Annotated in this window: 21 protein-coding genes, 1 tRNA gene and 1 pseudogene; 13 read left to right on the top strand and 10 right to left on the bottom strand. The window is 57.0% G+C overall.

The window, feature by feature from the left end:
* Positions 1–19: 19 nt before the first annotated feature.
* Complete coding sequence (locus HNI00_RS21370) at positions 20–391, bottom strand: hypothetical protein (RefSeq protein WP_316789315.1); 372 nt, start codon at positions 389–391, stop codon at positions 20–22.
* A gap of 38 nt (positions 392–429) precedes the next feature.
* Between HNI00_RS21370 and HNI00_RS21365 the strand changes: the two genes are divergently transcribed.
* The 3 genes from HNI00_RS21365 to HNI00_RS21355 all read left to right on the top strand — a co-directional run bounded on the left by HNI00_RS21365 (position 430) and on the right by HNI00_RS21355 (position 3288).
* Positions 430–618 carry a hypothetical protein gene (locus HNI00_RS21365; protein WP_316789314.1) on the top strand — a complete coding sequence of 63 codons (189 nt, stop codon included), beginning with the start codon at positions 430–432 and terminating at the stop codon, positions 616–618.
* Positions 619–802: 184 nt separating this feature from the next.
* Positions 803–1216: a PPC domain-containing protein gene (locus tag HNI00_RS21360; protein WP_316789312.1), complete on the top strand. Its 414-nt coding sequence runs from the start codon at positions 803–805 to the stop codon at positions 1214–1216.
* 425 nt (positions 1217–1641) lie between these two features.
* Positions 1642–3288 carry a CTP synthase gene (locus HNI00_RS21355; RefSeq protein WP_172357617.1) on the top strand — a complete coding sequence of 549 codons (1647 nt, stop codon included), beginning with the start codon at positions 1642–1644 and terminating at the stop codon, positions 3286–3288.
* A 213-nt stretch (positions 3289–3501) separates the two neighbouring features.
* On the opposite strand, the gene HNI00_RS21350 is transcribed toward HNI00_RS21355, so the two are convergent.
* A complete protein-coding gene (locus tag HNI00_RS21350; protein WP_172357618.1) occupies positions 3502–3606 on the bottom strand; it encodes a photosystem II reaction center protein T in 105 nt (34 codons plus the stop codon).
* A 152-nt stretch (positions 3607–3758) separates the two neighbouring features.
* Positions 3759–5291, bottom strand: coding sequence for a photosystem II chlorophyll-binding protein CP47 (gene psbB / locus HNI00_RS21345; RefSeq protein ID WP_172357619.1), 1533 nt, complete (start codon positions 5289–5291; stop codon positions 3759–3761).
* A gap of 278 nt (positions 5292–5569) precedes the next feature.
* Between psbB and HNI00_RS22250 the strand changes: the two are divergent.
* The 4 genes and pseudogenes from HNI00_RS22250 to HNI00_RS21325 all read left to right on the top strand — a co-directional run.
* Positions 5570–5863 (top strand): annotated as a pseudogene (locus HNI00_RS22250) (2Fe-2S iron-sulfur cluster-binding protein); the annotation flags it as partial.
* A 379-nt stretch (positions 5864–6242) separates the two neighbouring features.
* Positions 6243–6359, top strand: a complete 117-nt coding sequence (gene psbM / locus HNI00_RS21335) for a photosystem II reaction center protein PsbM (RefSeq protein ID WP_068511535.1) — start codon at positions 6243–6245, stop codon at positions 6357–6359.
* A 464-nt stretch (positions 6360–6823) separates the two neighbouring features.
* On the top strand, positions 6824–7786 hold the full coding sequence (locus HNI00_RS21330) for a UDP-glucuronic acid decarboxylase family protein (protein ID WP_316789306.1): 963 nt from the start codon (positions 6824–6826) through the stop codon (positions 7784–7786).
* Between the two features lie 264 nt (positions 7787–8050).
* A complete protein-coding gene (locus HNI00_RS21325; RefSeq protein ID WP_172357621.1) occupies positions 8051–9427 on the top strand; it encodes a UDP-glucose dehydrogenase family protein in 1377 nt (458 codons plus the stop codon).
* Positions 9428–9606: 179 nt separating this feature from the next.
* Here HNI00_RS21325 and HNI00_RS21320 read toward each other — a convergent pair whose 3' ends face one another.
* From HNI00_RS21320 to HNI00_RS21300, 5 genes are all read right to left on the bottom strand, one after another.
* Positions 9607–10326 carry an ABC transporter ATP-binding protein gene (locus tag HNI00_RS21320; RefSeq protein ID WP_316789303.1) on the bottom strand — a complete coding sequence of 240 codons (720 nt, stop codon included), beginning with the start codon at positions 10324–10326 and terminating at the stop codon, positions 9607–9609.
* 116 nt (positions 10327–10442) lie between these two features.
* The gene (locus HNI00_RS21315; RefSeq protein ID WP_316789301.1) at positions 10443–11660 is read right to left on the bottom strand and encodes an ABC transporter permease; all 1218 of its coding nucleotides are present in this window, start codon (positions 11658–11660) and stop codon (positions 10443–10445) included.
* A 9-nt stretch (positions 11661–11669) separates the two neighbouring features.
* Positions 11670–13001 carry an efflux RND transporter periplasmic adaptor subunit gene (locus HNI00_RS21310; protein WP_316789299.1) on the bottom strand — a complete coding sequence of 444 codons (1332 nt, stop codon included), beginning with the start codon at positions 12999–13001 and terminating at the stop codon, positions 11670–11672.
* Positions 13002–13142: 141 nt separating this feature from the next.
* A complete protein-coding gene (locus tag HNI00_RS21305) occupies positions 13143–13640 on the bottom strand; it encodes a GbsR/MarR family transcriptional regulator (protein WP_197673197.1) in 498 nt (165 codons plus the stop codon).
* Between the two features lie 184 nt (positions 13641–13824).
* Entirely contained in the window at positions 13825–15339 is a 1515-nt protein-coding gene (locus HNI00_RS21300) for a WD40 domain-containing protein (RefSeq protein WP_316789295.1), read from the bottom strand.
* 330 nt (positions 15340–15669) lie between these two features.
* Between HNI00_RS21300 and HNI00_RS21295 the strand changes: the two genes are divergently transcribed.
* Positions 15670–17079, top strand: a complete 1410-nt coding sequence (locus HNI00_RS21295; RefSeq protein ID WP_316789293.1) for an amidase — start codon at positions 15670–15672, stop codon at positions 17077–17079.
* A gap of 152 nt (positions 17080–17231) precedes the next feature.
* Here HNI00_RS21295 and HNI00_RS21290 read toward each other — a convergent pair whose 3' ends face one another.
* Positions 17232–17798 (bottom strand): DUF3172 domain-containing protein, encoded by a 567-nt coding sequence (locus HNI00_RS21290; RefSeq protein WP_316789292.1) that lies wholly within the window; start codon positions 17796–17798, stop codon positions 17232–17234.
* 402 nt (positions 17799–18200) lie between these two features.
* Here HNI00_RS21290 and HNI00_RS21285 point away from each other — a divergent pair, with 402 nt between their 5' ends.
* The 4 genes from HNI00_RS21285 (at position 18201) to HNI00_RS21270 (ending at position 21936) form a co-directional block, all read left to right on the top strand.
* Complete coding sequence (locus HNI00_RS21285) at positions 18201–18770, top strand: NYN domain-containing protein (RefSeq protein ID WP_316789290.1); 570 nt, start codon at positions 18201–18203, stop codon at positions 18768–18770.
* Positions 18771–18957: 187 nt separating this feature from the next.
* Positions 18958–19029 (top strand) — tRNA-Asn (locus tag HNI00_RS21280).
* Positions 19030–19048: 19 nt separating this feature from the next.
* Positions 19049–20242, top strand: a complete 1194-nt coding sequence (locus HNI00_RS21275; RefSeq protein ID WP_316789288.1) for an aminotransferase class V-fold PLP-dependent enzyme — start codon at positions 19049–19051, stop codon at positions 20240–20242.
* Positions 20239–21936: a glycosyltransferase family 39 protein gene (locus HNI00_RS21270; protein WP_316789286.1), complete on the top strand. Its 1698-nt coding sequence runs from the start codon at positions 20239–20241 to the stop codon at positions 21934–21936. The genes HNI00_RS21275 and HNI00_RS21270 overlap by 4 nt, the downstream gene beginning before the upstream one ends.
* Here HNI00_RS21270 and trxA read toward each other — a convergent pair.
* The gene (gene trxA, locus HNI00_RS21265; RefSeq protein ID WP_277773940.1) at positions 21933–22250 is read right to left on the bottom strand and encodes a thioredoxin; all 318 of its coding nucleotides are present in this window, start codon (positions 22248–22250) and stop codon (positions 21933–21935) included. The genes HNI00_RS21270 and trxA overlap by 4 nt on opposite strands.
* A 275-nt stretch (positions 22251–22525) precedes the next feature.
* Between trxA and fabG the strand changes: the two genes are divergently transcribed.
* Positions 22526–23275, top strand: coding sequence for a 3-oxoacyl-[acyl-carrier-protein] reductase (fabG, locus tag HNI00_RS21260; RefSeq protein ID WP_316789282.1), 750 nt, complete (start codon positions 22526–22528; stop codon positions 23273–23275).
* The last annotated feature ends 132 nt before the right edge of the window (positions 23276–23407 follow it).

Genomic DNA, 23407 nt, shown 5'->3' with positions numbered 1-23407 from the left:
TCAGACTTCTTAATCAGCTCTAGCGCTTGCGAATGTCGCGAGCCATGTTACGGAAGAGATCCATGCTGGAGTCGGCCGTGCGGCGCTCGTTCGTTGGCTTGGGTGTCGCTTCAAAAGACGTGGAGGTCGGTTCGGTTGAACCTTGCAGACCGTTGCCCGACTTCATATCGTCAGAAGACACTTCATACTCCACTTCAAACTCGCCACCGTTGCCTGCGGTCTTGGGAAACTTGTGCTTGATGACTTTTTTCGAGCGCATGTACTCGATGTTGCCCATCGTTTTGGCATCGTCTGCGTCCAGGAAATAGGCTCCTGGCTTTGCACCATTGCTCGCGGAGGGTGGTGCCTCTGCATTATTCTTTTTGCCAAACAAACCGAATAGTCCTGCCATGAGTGCCTCTGAAAGATATCGTTGCATTAATTAACATTATGTTAATTTTGCCCAGGATTTCCAAGCGGTTGGGCGAGATTTGTGAACGAATTGAGGCGGGCGATCGCCTCCTGAGGCAGATCCCCCAATTGACCCATCCACAAGGCTTGCAAGACTTGCCGCAACCGAGGGGCGATCGCCATCCAGTGCGTCTGATGGATGTTACGACCGGGATCAAATCTGGGTAATCTTCAAGAAGAGAATGATTTTGCTTTTGTGAATTCCGCATTTTCTCCCTGAAGCCAAATAGCAGAGCGTGTAAGAATCGTTGTGTTGTGTTTGGCAGGCCCTGTATCAGGTGAGACATTAAAACACCATCGCAGGATTCTCTAGCGCGACTTGTTCTATTTGGATTTAGTTGAGGAACGGGCTATGACAGGTCAGAAATGGTTTGCCAGGGTGCTGGCCGGTGCAGTAGCGGTGGGAATCTGCGCGACAGGGGCGATCGCCCGCGCTCAGGAAATGCTGCTGAGTGAAGAAGGCGTGCTGGAAAACGGCGACATGGTTCTGCCTTCGGATAACAGCCTGTACGACCAGTTCACCTTTGAAGGCAAAGCTGGACAAACGGTGACGATCAAGCTATTCAGCACTGAATTTCAGCCCTATCTGGCGGTCATCAGCCCGGAAGGTGAGGTGCTGGGCGAAAACCACAGTGCAGGCGGCAACCCTCAGAACTCGCAGTTGGAACTGACGTTGGCCACCGACGGCACCTACATCGTGATTGCCAACGGTTTTGATGCCAGCAGCCGCGGCCGCTACACGGTCGAGGTCATGGTTACCGAATAGCAGAAAATCCACCGGGGAATTCTGGAATTCTTCCAAAATTCTTCCAAGGAGCCGACAGAGGCAGCCCAAACAGAGGCAGCCCAAAACGCAGGCAAAGCTGCACAGGGCGATCGCCCCATAGGTTGGCCAAAATCTCATGACACAACCTGAAATGGCGTTCCTGAAGGATTGACGCACTAAGGATTAACGCATTGCTGCTCGGCGATGCTCTTTGGAACAGTTCTTTATTAACGTTTCTGGCGCGGCGCATCTCGATGAGATGCGCCGTTTGTTTTAGGGGATTGGTTTATAGCGTCTGGGGAACGGCTCAGAGCGAATTGAAGGGGGCAGCTTGTGTCAGAATGGATTCGGTCAAATTGGCAGTCTGGCGATCGCCCTCAGCTTTCCAGTTTTCTCGATCTTTCCCCCACGCTCTCTCCCCACCTATGACAAAGTTTGTATTTGTAACGGGCGGTGTTGTTTCCAGCATCGGTAAAGGCATTGTGGCATCTAGCCTGGGGCGACTGCTCAAGTCGCGCGATTACTCCGTCTCAATCCTGAAACTTGACCCCTACATCAATGTCGATCCCGGCACAATGAGTCCGTTTCAGCACGGGGAAGTCTTCGTGACGGAAGACGGCGCAGAAACCGACCTCGACCTAGGACACTATGAGCGCTTCACCGACACTTCCATGTCGCGGTTGAACAGCGTCACCACTGGGTCGATTTATCAAGCCGTGCTGAACAAAGAGCGGCGGGGAGACTATCAGGGCGGCACGGTGCAGGTGATTCCCCACATCACCAACGAAATTAAGGAACGCATCTTGCGCGTTGCCACCAACACCCACCCTGACGTGGTGATCACAGAAATTGGGGGCACGGTGGGCGATATCGAGTCGCTGCCGTTTCTGGAGGCGATTCGCCAGTTTCGCAAAGCTGTGGGGCGGCGCAATGTGCTGTATATGCATGTGACGCTGGTGCCGTGGATTGCTTCGGCTGGCGAAATGAAAACCAAGCCGACGCAGCACTCGGTCAAAGAACTGCGCTCGATTGGGATTCAGCCAGATATTCTCGTCTGTCGGTGCGATCGCCCCCTGCCGAAGGGAATTAAAGAAAAGCTGTCGGAATTTTGCGATGTGCCTGTGGAATGCGTGATCACGTCACAGGATGCCAGCAGCATTTACGAAGTGCCCCTGACGCTGGAAAAAGAAGGCCTGGCACACCAAGCACTCGACCTGCTGCAACTGGAGCAGCGAGACCCTGACCTCCGCCAGTGGGAAGAACTGGTAGAGCGGCTGCATCGCCCCGGCTGTCCGCTGGAAATCGCCATCGTAGGCAAGTATGTGCGGCTGAACGACGCTTATTTGTCGGTGGTGGAGGCGCTGCGCCATGCGTCGTTGGCTACGGGCGGCGACCTGCGGATTCGCTGGATCAACTCCGAAGACATCGAGCCACTGACGGTAGCCGAGCAACTCCAAGGCATCCACGGGGTTGTCGTGCCCGGCGGTTTTGGCAGCCGCGGCATCGACGGCAAGATTACCGCCATCCAATACGTGCGCGATCGCCAGATTCCGTTTCTGGGGCTGTGTTTGGGGATGCAGTGTTCGGTGATCGAGTGGGCGCGGCATGTGGCCGGCATGGAACATGCCAATAGCTCCGAGTTTGACCCGCAGACCCGCAACCCCGTCATTAACCTGTTGCCCGAACAGCAGGATGTGGTGGATCTGGGCGGCACGATGCGCTTGGGGCTATATCCCTGTCGGCTGCAACCCAACACGCTGGCCGAGCGGCTCTATGGCGAAGAGGTGGTCTACGAGCGCCATCGCCACCGCTATGAGTTCAACAATGCCTATCGCACGCTGTTTTTAGAAACGGGCTATATGATTAGCGGCACTTCTCCCGACGGTCGCTTGGTGGAAATTATCGAGCTACCCAGCCATCCGTTTTTCATCGCTAGCCAGTTTCACCCCGAATTTCAGTCGCGTCCAAACGCGCCTCACCCGCTATTTCGAGGGTTTGTGCAGGCGGCGATCGCCCACTCAGAGCAATCTTCAGGGCAATCCCCGGTCAAGCCCCAATCGCTGGTGAATTAGGACTGGGCGTGCTAAGCGCTCCACACCCGCTCCACACCCAAAGAGAATGGGCTGCGTGAAAAAGCTGCGTAAAAAAGCTGCCCATAAAATTAGCCTATAAAATTAGCCGCCGAAGTCGTCCCCAGCAGGAACCCCATTCGACGGCCGATTTTGCATTGTTGCAAGCGAAAAGTTGCAACCGCAAAGTTGCAAGCGCAAAATTAATCCGTAAAACTAATCCTTGTCGCGGGTGATGCGAGGCGGTTCACGGAAGGCGATCGCAAAAAAGAGCAGTCCCAGCGTGCAAACTAGCAGAAAAACGTAAATCAGGCTCTCCATAACACAGTCTCCTAAAGCTATTCAAGGAAACGTAGCACCAGACCAAAACTCAGCACAGCAGATACGAATCCAGCAGATACAAACCTGAAGGAGGGAATGCTCACAGAGCAAAACTCGTCAGCAAGCCCTCCTCCAATTCACAATTCAGATAACTAGACGGCTTCCTTACGGCGAGTAGACTTGTCACCCACTTTCTGGAACAAGCCCCACTCCACCTGCTCTTCTGAGAGATCAGGGTCAATCCCCGCAAACACGTCGCGGAACAGCGTCCGAGAGCCGTGCCAGATATGACCAAAGAAGAACAGCAGCGCAAACACCGCATGTCCGTAGGTAAACCAACCGCGAGGACTGGTTCGGAACACCCCATCAGACTTGAGAGGTTCCCGATCAAACTCAAAGGGTTCACCCAATTGAGCCTTACGTGCAAGCTTCTTCACCTCTGCCGGGTCGTCAAACACCTGACCATCTAGCGCACCGCCGTAGATCGTCGCCGTCACGCCAGCCTGCTCAAAGCTGTATTTCGACTCAGCCCGACGGAACGGAATGTCTGCACGAACCACGCCGTCTTTATCCGTCAGGATAACCGGGAAGTTCTCGAAGAAGTTGGGAATCCGACGCACAAACAGTTCACGCCCAGCGGCATCCTTAAACACAGGATGTCCCAGCCAGCCCTGAGCAATACCGTCGCCCTTGTTCATCGGCCCGGTGCGGAACAGACCGCCCTTAGCCGGGTTGTTGCCCACATAGTCATAGAAAGCGAGCTTCTCAGGGATATTCTCCCAAGCTTCGGCCAACGTCAGACCATCGTCCACATCCGCTTGAACGCGACGATTGATCTCTTGCTGGAAGTAGCCGCTATCCCACTGATAGCGAGTCGGGCCAAACAGTTCAATCGGCGTGGCAGCACTGCCGTACCACATGGTGCCAGCCACCACGAACGCCGCGAAGAATACCGCTGCAATACTGCTCGACAGCACCGTTTCGATATTCCCCATCCGCAGCGCCTTATACAAACGCTCGGGCGGACGAACCGTGAGGTGGAACAAGCCTGCAATAATGCCTACGATACCAGCGGCGATATGGTGTGCCACGATGCCACCCGGATTGAACGGGTTGAAGCCTTCAGGGCCCCAAGACGGAGCAACAGGCTGGACGCTTCCCGTCAATCCATAAGGGTCGGACACCCACATGCCTGGGCCAAACAGCCCTGTGAGGTGAAATGCTCCAAAGCCGAAGCAAAGCAGACCAGAAAGAAAAAGATGAATGCCGAACATTTTGGGCAAGTCCAATGCAGGCTCACCCGTCCGAGGATCTCTAAATAGCTCCAGATCCCAATAGACCCAGTGCCAGCAGGCTGCCAGGAACAGCAGTCCCGACAGAACGATGTGGGCAGCAGCAACACCCTCGAATGACCAGAAGCCAGGGTTGACCGCAGTTTCACCCGTAATGCTCCAACCTGCCCAGGACTGAGTAACGCCCAGGCGAGCCATGAACGGCATGACAAACATGCCCTGTCTCCACATGGGGTTCAAAACCGGGTCGCTGGGGTCGTAAATCGCCAATTCGTACAACGCCATTGAACCGGCCCAGCCTGCAACCAGCGCGGTGTGCATCAGGTGTACAGCAATCAGGCGTCCTGGATCATTCAGAACCACTGTGTGTACGCGATACCAGGGTAGTCCCATCGACTACGCTCCTCCTATTACGTTTCAACGCCTTTTTGAGCCTTTTTATTAAGCTGCAAGATACTAGTAAGCCTACCAGAATCAAGCACCATTATCCGTGGCAAACCGCCCAAAGTCCTGTGAACCAACGAAAGACAACGTGCGATCGCCAGACACTTCGACAGTTTGACAATCCGGTTGTAAAAATGAAAGTGTATTAAAAAGTGTAACCAGGGCCTGGATGGGACGCAAGCATTGGTTACAGGCGCATTGCGTAAGACGCAGGGACGGTATCGGACATGGCTAATATTAAGTTTGTTAAAGAAAGCAAAGAGATTATTGCTGCCGACGGAGCGAATCTGAGGCTGAAGGCGCTTGAGAACAGTATTGACCTCTACACCTTCATGGGCAAAATGATGAACTGTGGAGGCTACGGTCAGTGCGGCACCTGCGTCGTGGAGATTGTCGAAGGCGCGGAAAACCTTTCTCCGCGGACTCCAGTTGAAGACCAGAAGCTGAGAAAGAAACCCGCAAGCTATCGACTCGCCTGCCAGACGATGGTAAACGGGCCGGTCAGCGTCGTGACCAAGCCCAAGCCCGGTGAGACGGTGGAGTATCAGCCTAGTTCACCGTCTCAGGCAGATTTGGAAGATGGCGCAGTGGGGGCGACCCAATCCTCTGAACCCGGTTCATCTTCTGAAGCATCTGAGCCAGATTTGGAAGTGTTGGCAGAAGAGCAGGTATCCGGTTCCAGTGCTGAGGAGACGCATCCCTCAACAGAGAAACTGGAAGTCGTCTAAATCCATAGGGTTTGCGGACTTAAGGGGTTGCAGACCTGAGTAACCAAAGGGTCAGACCTTCAGGATTCCAGCGTCTTCGTAGCTCTGTTGGCTTGATGTGCTTACGCGGTGGGGTGATATTCTGTTGTCTTAGGAGTTTATATCTCTGGATTTGCGTGGAGGGTCTAGCACTATGGTTGTCAATGATCTTGGGTTTGTTGCGAGCTTGCTGTTCGTTCTGGTTCCAACGGTTTTCCTGCTGATTCTCTATATTCAGACTGCTAGCCGTGAGGGTAAACAGTCGAAATAGGTGAGGGCACTAGATTCTTTGATTAATGAAAGCGGACAGAGTTTCCTGTCCGCTTTTTGTTTGGTCTGTAAAGGGAGTTGTGAAACCTCCGGGCTTTACTAGGGACAAAACTAGGGGCAAAACTAGGGGCGATCGCCCAACCTATTCCTACAGATCAATCCTCCAAATCCTCTAAAATCCTCAAATTTGCCGCAGACCCAGCTTCAGAACTCTTAGCGCACATCGAACTTAGGATTTGGGGTACCCCTAGATATAGAGCGTTGCGCTAAAGAAGAGGTTGTATCCACAAAAGCAGATCATTTTATTTCTGCTATGCGATATTTATTTAGCTAGCTTCACATTTCCGTGAAAATACTGTGACCCGCGCCGGGAAGCTTGCCTCACATTGGGTCATGTGCCAGATACTTTAGTTTTAGACAGCCTGTAGTGCGTTTGGAGTTGTACACACTCATACGGTGGTAACTATGCGAATTTTAGTGACGGGTGGTGCAGGATTCATTGGTTCTCACCTGATTGATCGCCTCATGGCAGAGGGGCATGAGGTGATTTGTTTAGACAACTTTTATACAGGTGACAAGCGAAATATTCTTCGCTGGATCGATAGTCCGTTTTTCGAGCTGATTCGCCACGACATCACCGAACCCATCCGGCTAGAAGTCGATCAGATCTATCACCTGGCCTGCCCCGCATCCCCGGTTCACTATCAATACAATCCCGTAAAGACGATTAAGACCAACGTCATGGGAACTCTAAATATGCTGGGGTTGGCCAAGCGGATCAAAGCTCGATTCCTATTGGCATCCACTTCTGAGGTTTACGGAGACCCAGAAATTCATCCCCAGGTGGAGGAATATCGCGGCAATGTGAACCCCATTGGGATTCGCAGTTGCTACGACGAAGGAAAGCGGGTCGCAGAAACGCTGGCGTTTGACTATCATCGCCAGAACGATGTGGAAATTCGGGTTGCTCGGATTTTCAATACCTATGGCCCCCGGATGCTGGAAAACGACGGTCGGGTGGTTAGCAACCTTGTGGTGCAAGCCCTGCAAGGCAAGCCGCTAACGGTCTACGGTGACGGGTCGCAAACCCGGAGCTTCTGCTATGTCTCGGACTTGGTAGACGGACTGATTCGCCTGATGAATGGTGATTTTATGGGCCCGGTTAATTTGGGGAATCCTGAGGAGTACACCATTTTGCAACTGGCTCAAACGGTGCAATCCATGATCAACCCTGACGTAGCCCTCAAGTTTGAGCCGTTGCCCCAGGACGATCCTCGTCGTCGTCAGCCCGACATTACTCGTGCTAAGACGCATCTAGGCTGGCAGCCGACGGTGCCTCTGGCGGACGGGCTACGGCTTACGATTGAGGATTTTCGGACTCGTTTGGGCGATCGCGTCGCTAAAGTTCCCTCAGTTTCCTCACACTAGCGGGGCTGGTTGCCCAGGGTTCCCCAGAATCTCTGAAGCCTCCTACTGGGTTCACGAGCCAGTCTTGTAGAGGGGTGCCCCGCCAAGTCCTTTGATCCTGCCTCACGGTAGCTTTGATAAGCTACACGGCTTGTCCTACCTGGGCGTTTTAGATCTGGAGCGCTTCTGACTGCATCTTGTAGGAATTTTTATTGTTCGAGATTCGTTGTTCAAGATGCGTTTCCCTTGTCCATCGTCAGCAGTTGAATAAATGAGGTACTGCCCATGCGCGTGTGTGTTATCGGTACAGGCTACGTCGGCTTGGTGACAGGTGTTTGCTTGTCTCACATTGGGCATGACGTAATTTGTGTGGACAACAACGAAGAAAAGGTCAAGCTGATGAAGTCCGGGCAGTCGCCCATTTTCGAGCCTGGACTCTCTGAGCTAATGACCGCCTGCATTCAGGAAGGCAGGATTGAGTTCACCACTGACCTAGCCAAGGGTGTGGAACATGGCGAGATTTTGTTTATCGCAGTGGGTACGCCTCCGCTGCCGACTGGAGAGAGCGATACCCGCTATGTCGAAGCCGTGGCGCGTGGGATTGGGGCACACCTGAACAGCGGCTACAAGGTGATTGTGAACAAGTCCACAGTGCCGATTGGCTCCGGCGACTGGGTTCGTATGATTGTTATGGATGGCGTTTTAGAGCGTCAGGTCGCTACGGCTGGCGGTGGCGTGGCGGTGGCAGAGCCGGATGTGGCCTTCGACGTGGTCAGCAACCCCGAATTTCTGCGGGAAGGTTGCGCGGTGTATGACACCTTTAACCCAGATCGGATTGTGCTGGGTAGCAATAGCTCCCGCGCTATCTCGATGATGAAAGAACTGTATGCGCCGATTGTGGCTCGTCAGTTTGCGGAAGACAAATCTGGCCCGACGGTGCCCGTGGTCGTGACTGACCTCAGTTCGGCAGAGATGGTGAAGTACGCTGCCAATGCATTCCTAGCAACCAAGATTAGCTTCATCAACGAAGTGGCAAATATCTGCGATCGCGTGGGTGCGGACGTAACCCAGGTCGCCAAGGGCATTGGTCTGGACTCGCGCATCGGCGGCAAGTTCCTGCAAGCAGGCATCGGCTGGGGCGGCTCTTGCTTCCCCAAAGACGTTGCGGCGTTGGTTCACACGGCGGATGACTACGGCTATGAAGCTCAGCTTCTAAAGGCTGCTGTGAGCGTCAACGACCGCCAGCGCTTGATTGCGGTTGAGAAACTCCAGCAAGTGCTGAAGATTCTGAAGGGCAAGACGGTGGGCCTGCTGGGCTTGACCTTTAAGCCTGACACCGACGACATGCGCGATGCGCCTGCGCTGACTATCATCGAGCATTTGACTCGTTTGGGCACAAAGGTCAAAGCGTACGATCCCTTGGTATCTCAGACCGGAATGCGCCACGGCCTGTCGAACGTGATTGTGGAAACCGATCCGGAGCGTCTGGCGGATGGCTGCGATGCGCTGGTGCTAGTGACGGACTGGAGCCAGTTTAAGACGCTCGACTATACCAAGATGGCAACGCTGATGAACAGCCCTATCCTGATCGACGGACGGAACTATCTCGATCAAGAAGCGATTGAGAAAGCTGGTTTCCGCTATGTGGGCATCGGTCGCTAGATCTGGGATGAGGGAGTCGGCCGCCAGCTAGTTCGCAGCTGATTTCCTACCCGATTGAACCTCCAATCAAGCTAGAAAATATCAAGACCTTGCTGAGAATTCTCGCAAGGTCTTTTTGTTCTTTTTGCACTGGGTGCTTGTCAGGTGCAATTTCAGGTTTTGCCCCAGGTGAGAACCGCTTAGACAGGCGCAACGGACACCTGAGCGATGTCTGACGGAGCCATGTTGGCATGGATGACCTGCCCGTCGCGGAACCAGACCACACGGCGAGTGAGTCGAGCCACCTCTGGTTCATGCGTCACCATGACCACTGTGATGCCGCTGGCATTTAGCTCCTGAAAGATATTCATCACTTCTTGAGTGGTGTGTGAGTCGAGGGCACCCGTCGGCTCGTCGGCCAGCAGCAAGACAGGACGGTTTACAATAGCGCGGGCGATCGCCACCCGTTGTTGCTGTCCTCCCGAAAGCTGATTTGGGCGGTTGTTCATACGGTTTTCTAGACCCACACGGGTCAGCGCTTCGGCGGCCCGCTCCTGGCGCTCGCGTACAGGCACGCCTGCATAGACCATTGGCAGCATCACGTTCTCGATGGCAGTGAGTTGCGGCAACAGGTGGAATTGTTGAAACACAAAGCCAATCTTGCGATTGCGGACGTGGGCCAGTTCCGTATCATCCAAACCCGCCACATCGGTTCCGTCCAGGTAATAGCGGCCAGACGTAGGGCGATCAAGGCAGCCGATCACGTTCATTGCGGTAGATTTGCCTGAACCAGAGGGGCCCATGATCGCGCAATATTCTCCAGCTTCGATCGTCAGGTTCACATCCGACAGGGCGCGGACTTCCGTATTGCCAGAACCGTAGACTTTGGAAATGTGTTCGAGGCGGATGATGGGCTGCATAGGAAAAGGGGATTTTAGAAGAGTGGGGGGTTGGCGCAGTGGAGCCGGAACTTACCAAGCCAGCACGAGTTAGGCGAAGTTAGGCATAGTTAAGTTAGGCAGTTAAGTTAGGCAAGTTAGGCACTGCGGAGGGCAACAATGGGGTCAAGCTTGGCGGCCTGGCGGGCGGGAACCACGCCGAAGAAGAGGCCAATGCCACCCGATACACCCACCGCTAGAAGAACGGCGGTGGGAGAAACGCCCGCCTTGAGCGGGGTCAGCGCACCAGCTAGGGACACGCCGCCGATGCCGATTAGGGTTCCCGCCACGCCGCCCAGCACGGCCAGGATGGTTGCCTCGATCATAAACTGCACCAGAATGTCTTGCTGGGATGCGCCGATTGCCTTTCTGAGGCCGATTTCCTGGGTGCGCTCGCGGACAGAGACGAGCATGATGTTCATGATGCCGATGCCGCCGACGAGGAGCGAAATTCCGGCGATCGCCGCCAGCATGATGGTCAGCGCCCCGGTCACATTGCCCACAATCTCCAGCGCGTCTTTTTGGCTGCGAACCGTAAAGTCATCTTCAGATACGATTCTGTGGCGCAATCGAAGCAGATTCGTCACCTGAAACTGGGCCGCACCAATGGACTGCTCATCCCGCGACATGATGGAAATAAAGGTGACTTCTGTACCATAGGGTGACGAGTTGCCCGTAATCTGCGACGACATGGTGGTGATGGGGATATAGGCCACGTCATCCTGGTTATTACCCAAGAATGCGCCCTTAGCCTCCATCACGCCCACGACCTGAAAGGTGAGATTTTTAATGCGAATCGTTTGCCCCAGCGGGTCAGCGTCGCCAAATAGGCTGCGGGCCAGGTCAGCCCCCAGCGCCACCGAGCGGTTTCCCCGCTGCACGTCCATATCCGTGAGGAAGCGACCCCGCGCCACTGGGAAGCTCCGCACCGTGCTGAATTCAGGAGTCGTGCCCACGATCAGGGCGCTGGTGCTGCGGTTGCCTTGGGTGACGGTCTGCTGGGTTTGTAGCTGGGGCGCAACGCCGACGACCGTGGGAACCTGAGAGGCGATCGCCTCTGCATCTTCCAGCGTCAGGGTGCGCGGCGTTTCTAGCGTGCGCTGACGAGACGAGTCACTGCCGGGAATCACAAACAGCACGTTCGGCCCCAGCGACTCAAACTGTTCGGACGCATAGCGCTGCGCCCCCTGGCCTACGCCCACCATCGTAATCACCGAGGCATTCCCAATGATGATGCCCAGCATGGTCAGCGCACTGCGGAGCTTATTGGCTTTGAGGGTTTTCACCGCCATTGCGGTGCTTTCGAGTAAGTCCATAGATCCTCCCTATTGCGGCTGCATCCACTCGCGGGCATACTGCGGGGGCAAATCGATAAAGACGCGATCGCCCGGTTCGATGCCGTCTAGAATCTGGGTCTGGTTGCCGACGGCAGTGCCCAGCGTGACGGGGCGAAATTCGGGTCGATTTCGCTCACCGGGAACCAGCACCCCGTTCTGGCCATCCTTGGTGACGATTGCCACCGTCGGAACCACGACCGCGCTATCGAGGCGATCGCCCAAAAAGTCCAGATCCACGTTCATGCCCGACAGCAACCTGTCTTGCCCCGTCAGCAGGCGAATCCGCACCTGAAAGGAGGTGACGTTTTGCCGCACCACCGCCTCCGGAGCCACCAGCCGCACTTCGCCCGTGAACACCTGATTAGGCAGGGCATCGGCACGAATTTCTACCGTTTGGCCGGGGCGAATCTGCCCGATGTCTACCTCTGGCACATCTGCCAGGATTTCTAGCCCGCTGGCGATCGCCACAATCGCGGTCGAAGTAGCGGAAGTTGCGTCCGAAGCCGAAGTCGTCGGCGTGACGAACGCCCCCTCTGTCGCATATTTCTGAGTCACAATGCCGTCAAAGGGGGCCCGCAGCACTGTGTCCTCTTGCTGCACTTCTACGCTGCGGAGATTGCCCAAGGCGCTGGCCAACTGGGCTTCTGCCTGGGCAATGTCTTCGGCGCGGCTGCCGTTGCGAGACAGATTGAGGCTCTGCTCCGCGGCCCGCAGGCTGGCCTGGGTTTGCTCCAGGTTGGCGCGGGCGCTGTTGGCTTCACGCACCACTTCATCCAGCGCATCGCGGGAAATTGCGCCCTGGCTGGCCAGCGTTCGGTTCCGCTCTAGCCGCTGATTCGCCAACTGCACGCGGGTTTCGGCATCGCGCACCTGGGCCCGGGCCCGCTCCACTTCCGCCTGGCGCTGGGCAATTTCTTCGGGACGATTGCCCGATCGCACGGCCGCCAGTCGGGCCTGCGCTTCGGCAACCTGGGCCCGCGCCTGCATCATTCGCGCCGCCACGTCTTCACTTTCCATACGGGCAATAATCTGCCCTTCCCGGACGCGATCGCCCTGTTCCACCAGCAGTTCTCGCAAAATACCCGTCGCCTTGGGGCTGATATTCACCGTTTGCACAGGCTGCACCCTGCCGTTGGCGGTAATTCGCACCGTCAGGGCTTGCGATTTCACGGGCACCGTCAGCGTCGCCACATCAGGAATCGTCGCACTCTGTCGCGCCACCAGCGCCGCCGTCGTACCCGTGCCAATCAAACCCGCCGCCACCAATCCCCACAGCCAGGGATTGCTGGGCTGAACTTTGCCGATCATAGGGAGTCGCATGGTCATTTTAGGGATTGGGGGTGTTGGAATTGGGAGGATTCGGAGGATTGAGAGATTCGCAGAGGGGATAAGAAACAGAATTAAAAGGGGGCTAGCAGTCCTCTCATTTTGGTCATCTGCTTGGTCATCTGGATATCTTCATCACTCCACCGCCATCTCTCGGCGATGCTCAATCCAGCGCTGATGCACACGGGGCAGCTCTTGCTCCCAAAAGGCATGGTAGTCGTGCATTTCGCGGAGGCGCTGCTGGGATTCGGGCGGCTGGGTTTTGAGCAGGTCGAGGCCGCGTTCGGAGAGCTTGCGGAAAGCGGCGATGCGGGCAAGCTGCTGTTCATGAAGCTGTGACCAGGCGTGGGGCTTGATCTGAAAGAAATCGCGGCGATCGCCCGGCAGCGGCAGTCGCTCGATCAGCCCAAGCTGGATCAGCAGGCGCGTCATCGAGCTAATGGACCCCTTGCTGGCTTGCAGCACCTCTGCCAGTTCGCCACTGGACTGGTGCGGCGGTTGAGAAATCAGCAGCCAGCCAAAGATGCGCCCGGCCATGCGGGGCAGCCCAATCAGTTCAAACATCAGCCCCACTTCTTCGACAAAATGCGTATGCTCGAACGGCTGCTCTCGGTTCAACGGCTTCCACCTCACGTTAGATCTTAACGATACTTAACACGAATTGCCCTCAGTTTGGAATGTTCAGTAATCACTGAACTTTTTGAACCATGAGAAGGTAAGCATTCTTTCCCATAGCTTCACTTTAACCTGAAGACATTCCTGACGGCTCCTCCGGATATCCTCACCTGGCCGGAGGAATTTGCGGGCGGCAATGGGATCACGGCTCGTCTGTTCTACGCCAGATTAGGATCGAGCCGTCGGCACTGCCGCTGGCCAGGATGCGCTGCGGTTCCAGAAAATCAACAGCGTTGACGGCGGCTTCGTGCCCGTCCAGCACGGCGAGGAGTTGCCTGGTTTCTACATTCCACAGGCGAACCGTGCGATCGCCACTACTGGCCACCGCGTTTCGGCTATGACCCGACGAGATGCTCGTAACGGCGGCCTCGTGGCCAGCAAGCGTTGCCACAAGGCGATCGCCCACCCGGTCCCAGATTCGCAGGGTGCAATCCTGACAGCCCAAAATTAACCGCGAATCATCTGCCGTGAAGGTCATCGCTGAAATGCCGCCACTGGGCCAATCCAGCGTCCGCATCGGGCGGTTCAAGCTCAGGTTCCAAAGCACCAGAGAACCGTTGCCGCTGGCGATCGCCAGGGTGCGTCCGTCGGGGCTAATTTCGAGGGCAGAAACGGATGGTTTTTGCCAGTTCAAGCCTTTCACCAACTTGCCCGATCGCAAATCCCAAAAGGTAATGCTGCCGTCTTTGCTGGCGACGATTAGAATCGGCTGATGCGGATGAAAGGTGATGTCGGCGATCGCCTCTGCATTGGGTCTGAGCGTTTTGAGCAAAGCGCCCGTCCGCAAATGCCAGAGTTTGACTTCAGGCATGGCATTAGCGCTGGCTAGAATTTCGCCATTTGTGCTAAGAGCCAGCGAGGCGATCGCTGCTGATTGGGTTTCTAATGTAACCAATAAGGTGCCTTTTAGCGGATTCCAAAGCTGAATTGATCCGTCTTTGCTAGCGCTGATCAGGCTCTTTCCATTTGGGGAAAATAGCAGCCCTGTGACTTCATCATGATGTGGCTCTAGGGGATGAACCCACTGCCAAATTTGACTTTTGGAGTTTTCTGGAGTCAGAATTTCGGAAACAATTTCAGGTTCAGATTGAGCCGTTCGATCCGACCGGGAGGTACGGTTTTGGGACGTAAGCCCCAGTTCTTTTGCTTTTCTCAGGTCTGATTCTGCCCCTAGCTCTAACCCCATCAAAGAATAGACAAAGCCCCGATGTCGATAGGCTTCTGCATAGTCTGGATTGAGCTTGATGGCGCTGCTGAAATGGGCGATCGCCTCTTCATATTTTCCGGCCTTGGTCAACTCAGCCCCCGTCTGGTAAAGCGCTTCTGCGGCTGATGCCCCTGAAGTGTAGATTTTGGTCTGTGCCGACGAGGATTTGGATGACGAATGATTTGCGGTTGGGCCTGAGTTTTCTCGCTCTTGAGACTGTTCTCCTGACTCAGTTTGAGAAGAGGGATTTTCGATGAGAAACGCCTTGATTTTTTGATAGGCTTCATTGATTTTTTTGAGTTCCTCTTCGGCTTGTTTCTTTTGTTGAGGATCACGAAACTGATCGGGGTGCCAGCGCTTTGCCAGGGCCCGATAGGCGGCCTTTACGTCGGCTTCGGATGCGCCAACTTTGAGATCAAGACGCTCGTAATAGGACTGAATTTCTGCCATATTTTCGATACTTCAGTTGGCACACGGATGGCCTGCGGGTTGACCTGCCAGGGGTTGCCGATCGGGTGGCATGGTCTAGTATTCACAGGAATCGTGAGTGGGCAATCAGGAGCGGGCAATTAGAACGGGGCAATCAGGAGCGGGCAATCAGGAGCGGGTAATCTGAACAAGCGCAATGGCTCAATTCAGATAGGGCAGGTGTCAGATAGGGCAAGTGGGACAGCAGACGCAAATTGTGGGCTATGAGAAAATCTGTCCTGCTGTTGCAGGAATTTGGGAGCGGCCTTGCTAGAGTCATCAGAAGTCGCTCCTTACTGAACGTCGCCACCCATGAATGCCGTTGACCTTGCCTTTACCCCCGCCCTAGAACAGGCCCGTCTGATTCGGAGCCGCGAGGTGTCGCCTCTGGAATTGGTAGAGCTATACCTAGAGCGGATCGAGCGGCTCAATCCCTTGCTGGGCAGCTATTTCACCGTGATGGCCGAGGCGGCGATCGCCACGGCAAAAGACCAGACCGAGCGGCTCCTCCAGGCAGACCCCAGCGAACTGCCGCCGTTTTTGGGAGTCCCTATCTCTATTAAAGATCTGACCCCGGTGGCGGGCGAGTGCTGTAGCTATGGGTTGAGCGTGGCAAAGAATCGAGTCGCTGCCGAAGATGCGGGCGTGGTGACGCGGCTGCGGCAGGCGGGCTTCGTGCTGCTGGGCAAAACGGCCACCTCAGAGATTGGCTCCACGCCCTTTACGGAGCCACGCGGCTTTCCACCCGCCCGCAATCCCTGGAATCCGGACTATACACCGGGCGGCTCTAGCGGCGGTGCGGCGGCCTCGGTGGCGGCGGGTTTGGCGGCGATCGCCCAAGGCACAGACGGCGGCGGCTCAATTCGCGGACCCGCGTTTTGCTGCGGGCTGGTGGGGCTAAAGCCAGCACGAGGGCGGGTGTCGCTGGCTCCGGTGGGCGATCGCATGAACGGGCTGTCTACCGATGGCCCCATCGCCCGCACGGTGGCAGATGCCGCAGCCCTGCTGGACGTAATGGCGGGCTACACCGTGGGCGATCCCTACTGGCTGCCCGACCCCGAACCCAGTTTCCTGGCCGCAGCAGGGCGATCGCCCGGTCGCCTGCGGATTGGCTATACTACGGACTTTTCGCCCATCGGGGCTGCCGATGCCGCCTGCACCCAGGCTGTGCTGGACACGGCAAAGCGGCTGGAGGCGCTGGGCCACACGGTCGAACCTGTGCAGATTGACCTGAATCAACTGGTGGAGCCGCTGATCGCCGTCTGGCAAACGGGCGTGGATGTCGGCGTGCCGTGGTTTGTGATGGGCAAGCTGAATCGCTGGCTCTACTGGCGATCGCGCAAACGCAGTGCCGGACAATACCTGACCGCAGTGAACCAAATGCAGATTGCCGCTCGCCAGATTGTTGCAACGCTGTTGCCCTACGATGCCGCCCTGTTTCCCGTGTTTCTCCATCCCACGATTCGCGTGGGGGAATGGGCCAGCCTGTCTGCCCACAAAATGTTTCAAAACATCGTCCACTGGGTTGCACCCAGCCCCATCTTGAACGCGACTGGGCAACCGGGCATTGCCCTCCCGACGGGATTCACCGAAACCGGATTGCCTATCGGCGTTCAGCTTGTGGGGCGGCCCGCCGACGAAGTGACGCTCATTTCCCTGGCAGCACAGCTAGAGCAAGACCAGCCGTGGATTCAGCACCGGCCGGCGATCGCCACCACCTAAAAGCCACCACCTAAAACAGGTTTTGCTGCAAATTTTGCTGCAAATCAGGGCTGATTTTGCTGCAAATCAGGGCTGACCCCTCGGCCAGCCCCGCAAACAATGCTCCGAATTAGAGACTTTCGAGCTACTTTCGAGCTTAGACTCTGACGAACCTAGAACCGATCGGTTTCTCGCGGTGTGCCGGTGAGTCCAGACTGATCCAGGAACAGGTTTTGGGCAGAGTCGTTTTGGTAAATGCAGGTGACGCGCACATTCTCGCCACCTTTTTGAATGTCGCCCGTAAAGCCGAAGGTATTCAGACGGCGACGGCACTCATTCACTTCCTGCGCGCTTACCACGTTCGCCTTTTCCAAAATCGACCAGTTGCTACTCCGCAGCACGCAGCCGGGCTGCATCACCGGACGCGACACGTACACGCTAAACGGGTTTAGCGTCAGAAACGCCCGCATATCCATCGTGATGGCGCTGGCTCCGAATTGCACGCAGATATCGGCATTGGGAGCGCTGCGGTCGATCACTTCCCGCGAAGCGACGTTCTCAGTGCCAAAGTTTGCCGTCGAGCTAAAGGCAATGCCAAGCCCGATGCCCAGAATCAACACGGCAGCCATCAGCATGGCCGTGCCGTAGTTAATGGCTGAGCCGAGGGGCGATCGCTTGGGTTCGTCATCCATATAGCGGGAAGAGGGGGGACGCTGGGGTGCCTTGGGTCTACGTGCCATAGGGGATATGTGGAAAAGCACAAGGACTGAAGAAGCCAGGACTGGTCGTTTGCCGAATCCTTTCATCCAGTTTAGTGCGTCACTTGGGAAATCGACAGGCACGGGGGCAGGAATCGAAAAACAGGGTTTGGGGAAGTGGGGAAAGGGGCAAGTCGAGATTTTCTAGATTCTAGGAAATAGCGGCAGCGGTTTACGAATTGCAACAAAACCGGGCATCATATAAGAAGAGGTAATACCTGGCTATCACGGCTTTGGAATGATTTAACGCTGCGTTCTGGTTTGCCATTGGTTTGCCATTCGCTCGCCATTAGTTTGCCACTTGTTCGTCATTGGTTCGCCACTCGTTCGCCACTCGTTCGCCATTGGTTCGCCACTGTCGCACTCTGCACTCCGCACTCTGTCATGCCCCGTCGCCGCCCCGTATATCAGGCAATTTTGCTCGTCGATGGCTACAACGTGATTGGAGCCTGGGACGTGCTGCGGCAACTGCGCGATCGCCACGGGCTAGAAGAAGCGCGGCGCGGGCTGGTGGAATCGCTGGTGGGCTACAGCGCCTTTCAGGGCTTTAACACGCAGGTCGTGTTCGACGCGCAATATCAGGACACGCCGGGCAGCCGCGAAATTATCACCGAAAATCTTTGCATCTGCTACACCGACTTTCAGCAAACAGCAGATACCTATATCGAACTGGCCTGCTCTCGCTTTCGCAACGATCTGCGGAAATATGAGCAGCGACTGATTGTGGCCACCTCTGACCGGGCGCAGCAGCAGACGGTCATCGGCTACGGCGCAGAACTGATGTCCGCCCAGCGGCTCCTTTCGGACGTGGAGGCGGCAGAGCGGCGGGTGCGGCAGCGACAGTTCACCAAGGGGCGATCGCCCGGCCGCTTCCTGGCCAACTCCCTCGACCCACAGGCGCGTGAAAAACTCTCTCGGCTCCGGTTTGGGGAGTTAGAGCCTGAACAGCCCTAAATTGCCTTTCAGCACCCCAAGCCTCCATCTCTCCCGCTTCTCTTTTCGTTCTTCTTTCTTCGTTTTTCGTTCTTTATTTTCCCTTCTTCCCAACGGCTCCAAAAACACTCCTCCAAAAAAATCTCAAAAAAACTGCGGTTCGCCCTTGCCAATCGGCCGTTTTGATCTGCTAATATGAGATTCGCGTTCCTCAGTAGCTCAGTGGTAGAGCGGTCGGCTGTTAACCGATTGGTCGCTGGTTCGAATCCAGCCTGGGGAGTTTTTTTGAATCCTGTGCCATGCTCTCTTCTCCGGTGGTTGATGCGTCGAGTCAGGGCTGGCGAAAGGTCTGGGGATTAGACCCTGCTCTTACATTCCTAAACCACGGCTCCTTTGGCGCGTGTCCGCTGGCCGTGCAGCAGCGGCAGCAGGCGCTTCGGCAGCAGCTAGAGGCGCAGCCCGTGCAGTTCTTTGGGCGATCGCTCGAACCCTTGCTAGACGAGTCGCGGGCGGTGCTGGCGGCGTTTGTGGGGGCGAGTCCCGCCGATTTAGCTTTTGTGCCCAATGCCACGACGGGCGTGAACACCGTGCTGCGATCGCTCTCGTTTCGCCCTGGCGACGAACTGCTGACCACGAACCACGAGTACAATGCCTCTCGCAATGCGCTAGAGTTTGTTGCCCAGCAGAGCGGCGCAACGGTCGTGGTGGCAGACATTCCCTTTCCGCTGAGCAGCCCCGCACAGGTAGTCGAGCGCGTGTTGGGCAAGGTCTCTAACCGGACCCGGCTGCTGCTGATCGACCATGTGACTAGCCAGACGGCGCTGGTGTTGCCGATTTCGCCGCTGATTCGGGCGCTTGCGGATCAGGGCATCGACACGCTGGTAGACGGGGCCCATGCACCTGGCATGATTCCGCTGGCGCTAAACGAACTGGGCGCGGCCTATTACACAGGCAACTGCCACAAGTGGCTCTGTGCGCCCAAGGGAGCGGCATTTCTCTATGTGCGGGCAGATCGGCGCGATCGCATTCGGCCGCTGGTGATTAGCCACGGAGCCAATTCTCCCCGGCGCGATCGCCCCTTCTTTCATCTGGAATTTGACTGGACGGGCACAGGCGACCCCACGCCGTTTCTCTGCGTCGGCACGGCGATTCTGCACCTGGCGACGCTGCTGCCCGGCGGCTGGGCAGACATCATGGCGCAAAACCGGGCGCTGGCGCTGTGGGCGCGAGAACGGCTGAGCCAGCGGCTAGGGCTGGCGCTGCCCTGTCCCGACGAGATGATCGGCTCGATGGCGACGCTGCCCCTGCCAGAGGGCGATGCCGACTCGCTCTACCGGGCGCTAGTCGAAGACCACGCCATTGAAATTCCCGTGATCCCCTGGCAGGGCGTGTCCAATCGGCTGATTCGCCTGTCGGCGCAGCTTTACAACACGCCCGCAGACTATGATCGGTTGGCAGATGTCCTTGCGCTATTGCTTGCCAAACCCCAGTGACCGATCGCCCTGCTGCCGTGTTCAGAAATCGACTTGCCACCCAGGGGCGATCGCTTCTCTGGCTGTTGGGGTGGATGCTGCTGGGGCTGGCGCTGCGGTTTGCCTGCCTGTCAGACAAAGCCCCCTGGACGGACGAGTTTTCCACGATGGTCTTTAGCCTGGGCAACAGCTTCCGCACCGTGCCGCTAGACCGCGTGATTTCTCTATCAGACCTGATGCAGCCGCTCGTGCCCAATCCCAATGCAAGCGCGGGCGATGTCGTGCAAACCCTGCTGAGCGAGAGCAACCATCCGCCGCTGTATTTTGCGCTGACGCACCTCTGGCTGCGGCTATTTTCCCCCGACGGAGGGTATGTCTCGCTGTGGGCCGTGCGATCGCTCTCGGCCCTCTTCGGCACGCTGACGATTCCCGCTGCCTTTGGGCTGGGCTGGCTGGCCTTTCGCAATCGCCCCGCTGCCCACCTGGCCGCCCTGCTGATGGCAGTGTCGCCCTTTGGCGTGTATCTGGCGCAGGAGGCGCGGCACTACACGCTGCCCGTGCTGTGGGTGATGGCCTCCCTGGCTTGCCTGCTGGCGACCGTTCGCGCTTTGCAAACTGGGAAAGTGCCCGCGCTCTGGCTCTGCGGCGTGTGGATTTTGGTGAACGGGCTGGGGCTGGCGACGCATTATTTTGTGGCGATCGCCCTTGCTGCTGAAGCGTTAACCCTGGTCGGATTGGCGCTCTTCCAACTCCGACAGGGCAAATTTCGCCTGAATGCGGGCTGGCGGCGAGTGCTGGCGGTGGGAGTGGGCACGCTGCTCAGCGGGTTGGTATGGCTGCCAACGATTCAGGGCACACAGGAATCGGAGCTAACCCGCTGGATCGTGCGGCGCGATCGCACGGGGCTGGCGTGGCTCACTCCCCTGGGGCAATTGCTCAGCGGGCTGGTCAGTATGCTCTATTTGCTGCCCGTCCAAGCAAAGCCGCCGACCGTCGCCTATGCCTCGGTGCTAGCGCTGGTGGGGCTGGCGCTGTGGACGGCTGCCAAACTCACGGCTGGCCTGCGGCTCCAGGTTCAGAAAACGCCTGATTCCGTCCTGCTGCTGGGGGGCGTGGTGCTAGGTGCGATCGCCCTGTTTTTGCTGATCACCTATGGCTTTCAGCGCGACCTGACCGTGGCATTTCGCTATCAGTTTGTGGTTTACCCAGCGGTCATGGTGCTGGTTGCAGGAGGACTCGCGGCCCTGCGGCAACGGGAGCAGCGGCGGGTGATTCTTCTGGTAGCCCTGCTGGGGCTGTTGGGTAGCCTTACGGTGCTGGCTAACCTGGGCTTCCAAAAAACGCACCGGCCCGACCTGCTGGCTCAGCGGATTCGGGAGAATACCCGCTTTCCCGCGCTGGTGGCGATCGCCCACCGCACGCATGGGCAAACGGGTCGGCTGATGGGCGTGGCGTGGTCATGGCGATCGCAGTTTGCCGACGGCCCCGAACCGCGTTTTCTGCTGGCGCACCAGGAGTCCCCCAGAGCGGCGATCGCCCCCAGTCTTCTCAGCGCTGTCGCACCCCAGCCCCGCCCGTTCGACCTCTGGCTGCTGAATATCGAAATTCCCCAGCGTCCGGCGCTGCTTCGGGAACTGGCGCAACAAAACTGCACCGTGCTAGACGACGGCACGGAAGACGGCTATCGGCTGCACCACCTCCGCTGCGAGGGCTAGATCTTTGCGGCAAGACGCTGCATGAGCTGTGGCGCAGTCAACACACCCTCAATCCGATCCACCGGCTGCCCCTGCTTAAACAGCACCAGCGTCGGCAGCGCGTAGACCTGATACTTTGAGGCCAAATCTGGATAGGCTTCGGTGTTGATTTTCACGACTCGCAGCTTGGATTTCATCTGGGCGTTCACATCTTCCAGAATCTTGCCCATCATCTGGCAGGGGCCACACCACGTCGCATAAAAGTCCACCAGCACGGGCTTCTCCGACTGGTCGATCATCTCTTGAAAACTGCCAAAGGCTTTCTTGACGGCCATTGTCGCATCCTCCGTTAAGTAGGGCTTGGGGGCTGCTGTTATCTCCATCCTAGTGAGGATTTTGGACTACGGGGGGCGGTTTTCTGGCGATGCACGGCGGGTTTTCTCGCCAGGATTGCCCCCGCCCCGCGCTCTTGGATTTCGGGACTCGCCTTGGAACGAATTACGTCTTGCGGGCGCAGCCTGCGCGACATCCAGACAAACCCCCAGAAAGCAGGTCTTAACGGCGTAACGCCTGTGGGATAAGATGAACTCTGGATTTTCGAGAAACGGCTATGACAACACAACGGTTAGCAGGACAGGTCGCCCTCGTGACGGGCGCATCGCGGGGAATTGGACGGGCGATCGCCCTGGCCCTGGCCGCAGAGGGCGCAAAGGTCGCCGTCAACTACGCCAGTTCCAGCGGGGCGGCCGATGCAGTGGTGGCAGAGATTGCCGGGACAGGCGGTGAGGCGATCGCCCTGCAAGCCGATGTGTCGAAGGCGGATCAGGTGGATGCGCTGTTCAACGCCGTCATGGAGAAGTGGGGGCGGGTCGATGTGCTGGTAAACAATGCAGGCATTACCCGCGACACACTGCTGCTGCGGATGAAGCCAGAGGACTGGCAGGCCGTCATCGACCTGAACCTGACGGGCGTGTTTCTCTGTACCCGCGCCGCCAGCAAGATCATGCTGAAGCAAAAGTCTGGGCGGATCGTCAACATTAGCTCGGTCGTGGGGCTGATGGGCAATCCCGGCCAGGCGAACTACAGCGCCGCCAAAGCAGGCGTGATTGGCTTTACCAAGAGCGTCGCCAAGGAACTGGCCCCGCGTGGGATCACCGTGAATGCGATCGCCCCTGGGTTCATCGCCACCGACATGACCCACGGGCTAAACAGCGAGGATATTTTGAAGTTCATTCCGCTGGGGCGCTATGGCCAGGCCGAAGAGGTCGCGGGTGCAACTCGATTTCTCGCGGCTGACCCCGCCGCCGCCTACATCACCGGGCAGGTGCTGAACGTGGATGGCGGCATGGTGATGGATTAGCGCCCCAGATTAGCGCCCCGGACTCGCCACAAATTAACGCCATAACGCCATAAATTAGCGCCCCACATTCGGGACTAGGTTGCAATTCAAAAGCCTCAATTCAAAAGCCTCTGAGGAAATGAGCGACAGGAA

Origin of the sequence: Thermoleptolyngbya oregonensis NK1-22 (assembly GCF_032705245.1) — a bacterium.
In the GTDB taxonomy this organism is placed as follows: Bacteria; Cyanobacteriota; Cyanobacteriia; order Elainellales; family Elainellaceae; genus Thermoleptolyngbya; species Thermoleptolyngbya sichuanensis.
This window is presented reverse-complemented; position numbering and strand designations above follow the sequence as displayed.

Coding starts and splice junctions, on each gene's coding strand:
- HNI00_RS21295 (WP_316789293.1), top strand. CDS start 15,670: ATGAATGCCGTTGACCTTGCCTTTACCCCCGCCCTAGAACAGGCCCGT.
- HNI00_RS21350 (WP_172357618.1), bottom strand. CDS start 3,606: ATGGAGAGCCTGATTTACGTTTTTCTGCTAGTTTGCACGCTGGGACTG.
- HNI00_RS21290 (WP_316789292.1), bottom strand. CDS start 17,798: ATGGCACGTAGACCCAAGGCACCCCAGCGTCCCCCCTCTTCCCGCTAT.
- HNI00_RS21370 (WP_316789315.1), bottom strand. CDS start 391: ATGGCAGGACTATTCGGTTTGTTTGGCAAAAAGAATAATGCAGAGGCA.
- HNI00_RS21355 (WP_172357617.1), top strand. CDS start 1,642: ATGACAAAGTTTGTATTTGTAACGGGCGGTGTTGTTTCCAGCATCGGT.
- HNI00_RS21360 (WP_316789312.1), top strand. CDS start 803: ATGACAGGTCAGAAATGGTTTGCCAGGGTGCTGGCCGGTGCAGTAGCG.
- HNI00_RS21315 (WP_316789301.1), bottom strand. CDS start 11,660: ATGGACTTACTCGAAAGCACCGCAATGGCGGTGAAAACCCTCAAAGCC.
- HNI00_RS21310 (WP_316789299.1), bottom strand. CDS start 13,001: ATGCGACTCCCTATGATCGGCAAAGTTCAGCCCAGCAATCCCTGGCTG.
- trxA (WP_277773940.1), bottom strand. CDS start 22,250: ATGGCCGTCAAGAAAGCCTTTGGCAGTTTTCAAGAGATGATCGACCAG.
- fabG (WP_316789282.1), top strand. CDS start 22,526: ATGACAACACAACGGTTAGCAGGACAGGTCGCCCTCGTGACGGGCGCA.
- HNI00_RS21365 (WP_316789314.1), top strand. CDS start 430: ATGTTAATTTTGCCCAGGATTTCCAAGCGGTTGGGCGAGATTTGTGAA.
- HNI00_RS21330 (WP_316789306.1), top strand. CDS start 6,824: ATGCGAATTTTAGTGACGGGTGGTGCAGGATTCATTGGTTCTCACCTG.
- HNI00_RS21275 (WP_316789288.1), top strand. CDS start 19,049: ATGCTCTCTTCTCCGGTGGTTGATGCGTCGAGTCAGGGCTGGCGAAAG.
- HNI00_RS21285 (WP_316789290.1), top strand. CDS start 18,201: ATGCCCCGTCGCCGCCCCGTATATCAGGCAATTTTGCTCGTCGATGGC.
- HNI00_RS21325 (WP_172357621.1), top strand. CDS start 8,051: ATGCGCGTGTGTGTTATCGGTACAGGCTACGTCGGCTTGGTGACAGGT.
- HNI00_RS21300 (WP_316789295.1), bottom strand. CDS start 15,339: ATGGCAGAAATTCAGTCCTATTACGAGCGTCTTGATCTCAAAGTTGGC.
- psbM (WP_068511535.1), top strand. CDS start 6,243: ATGGTTGTCAATGATCTTGGGTTTGTTGCGAGCTTGCTGTTCGTTCTG.
- psbB (WP_172357619.1), bottom strand. CDS start 5,291: ATGGGACTACCCTGGTATCGCGTACACACAGTGGTTCTGAATGATCCA.
- HNI00_RS21320 (WP_316789303.1), bottom strand. CDS start 10,326: ATGCAGCCCATCATCCGCCTCGAACACATTTCCAAAGTCTACGGTTCT.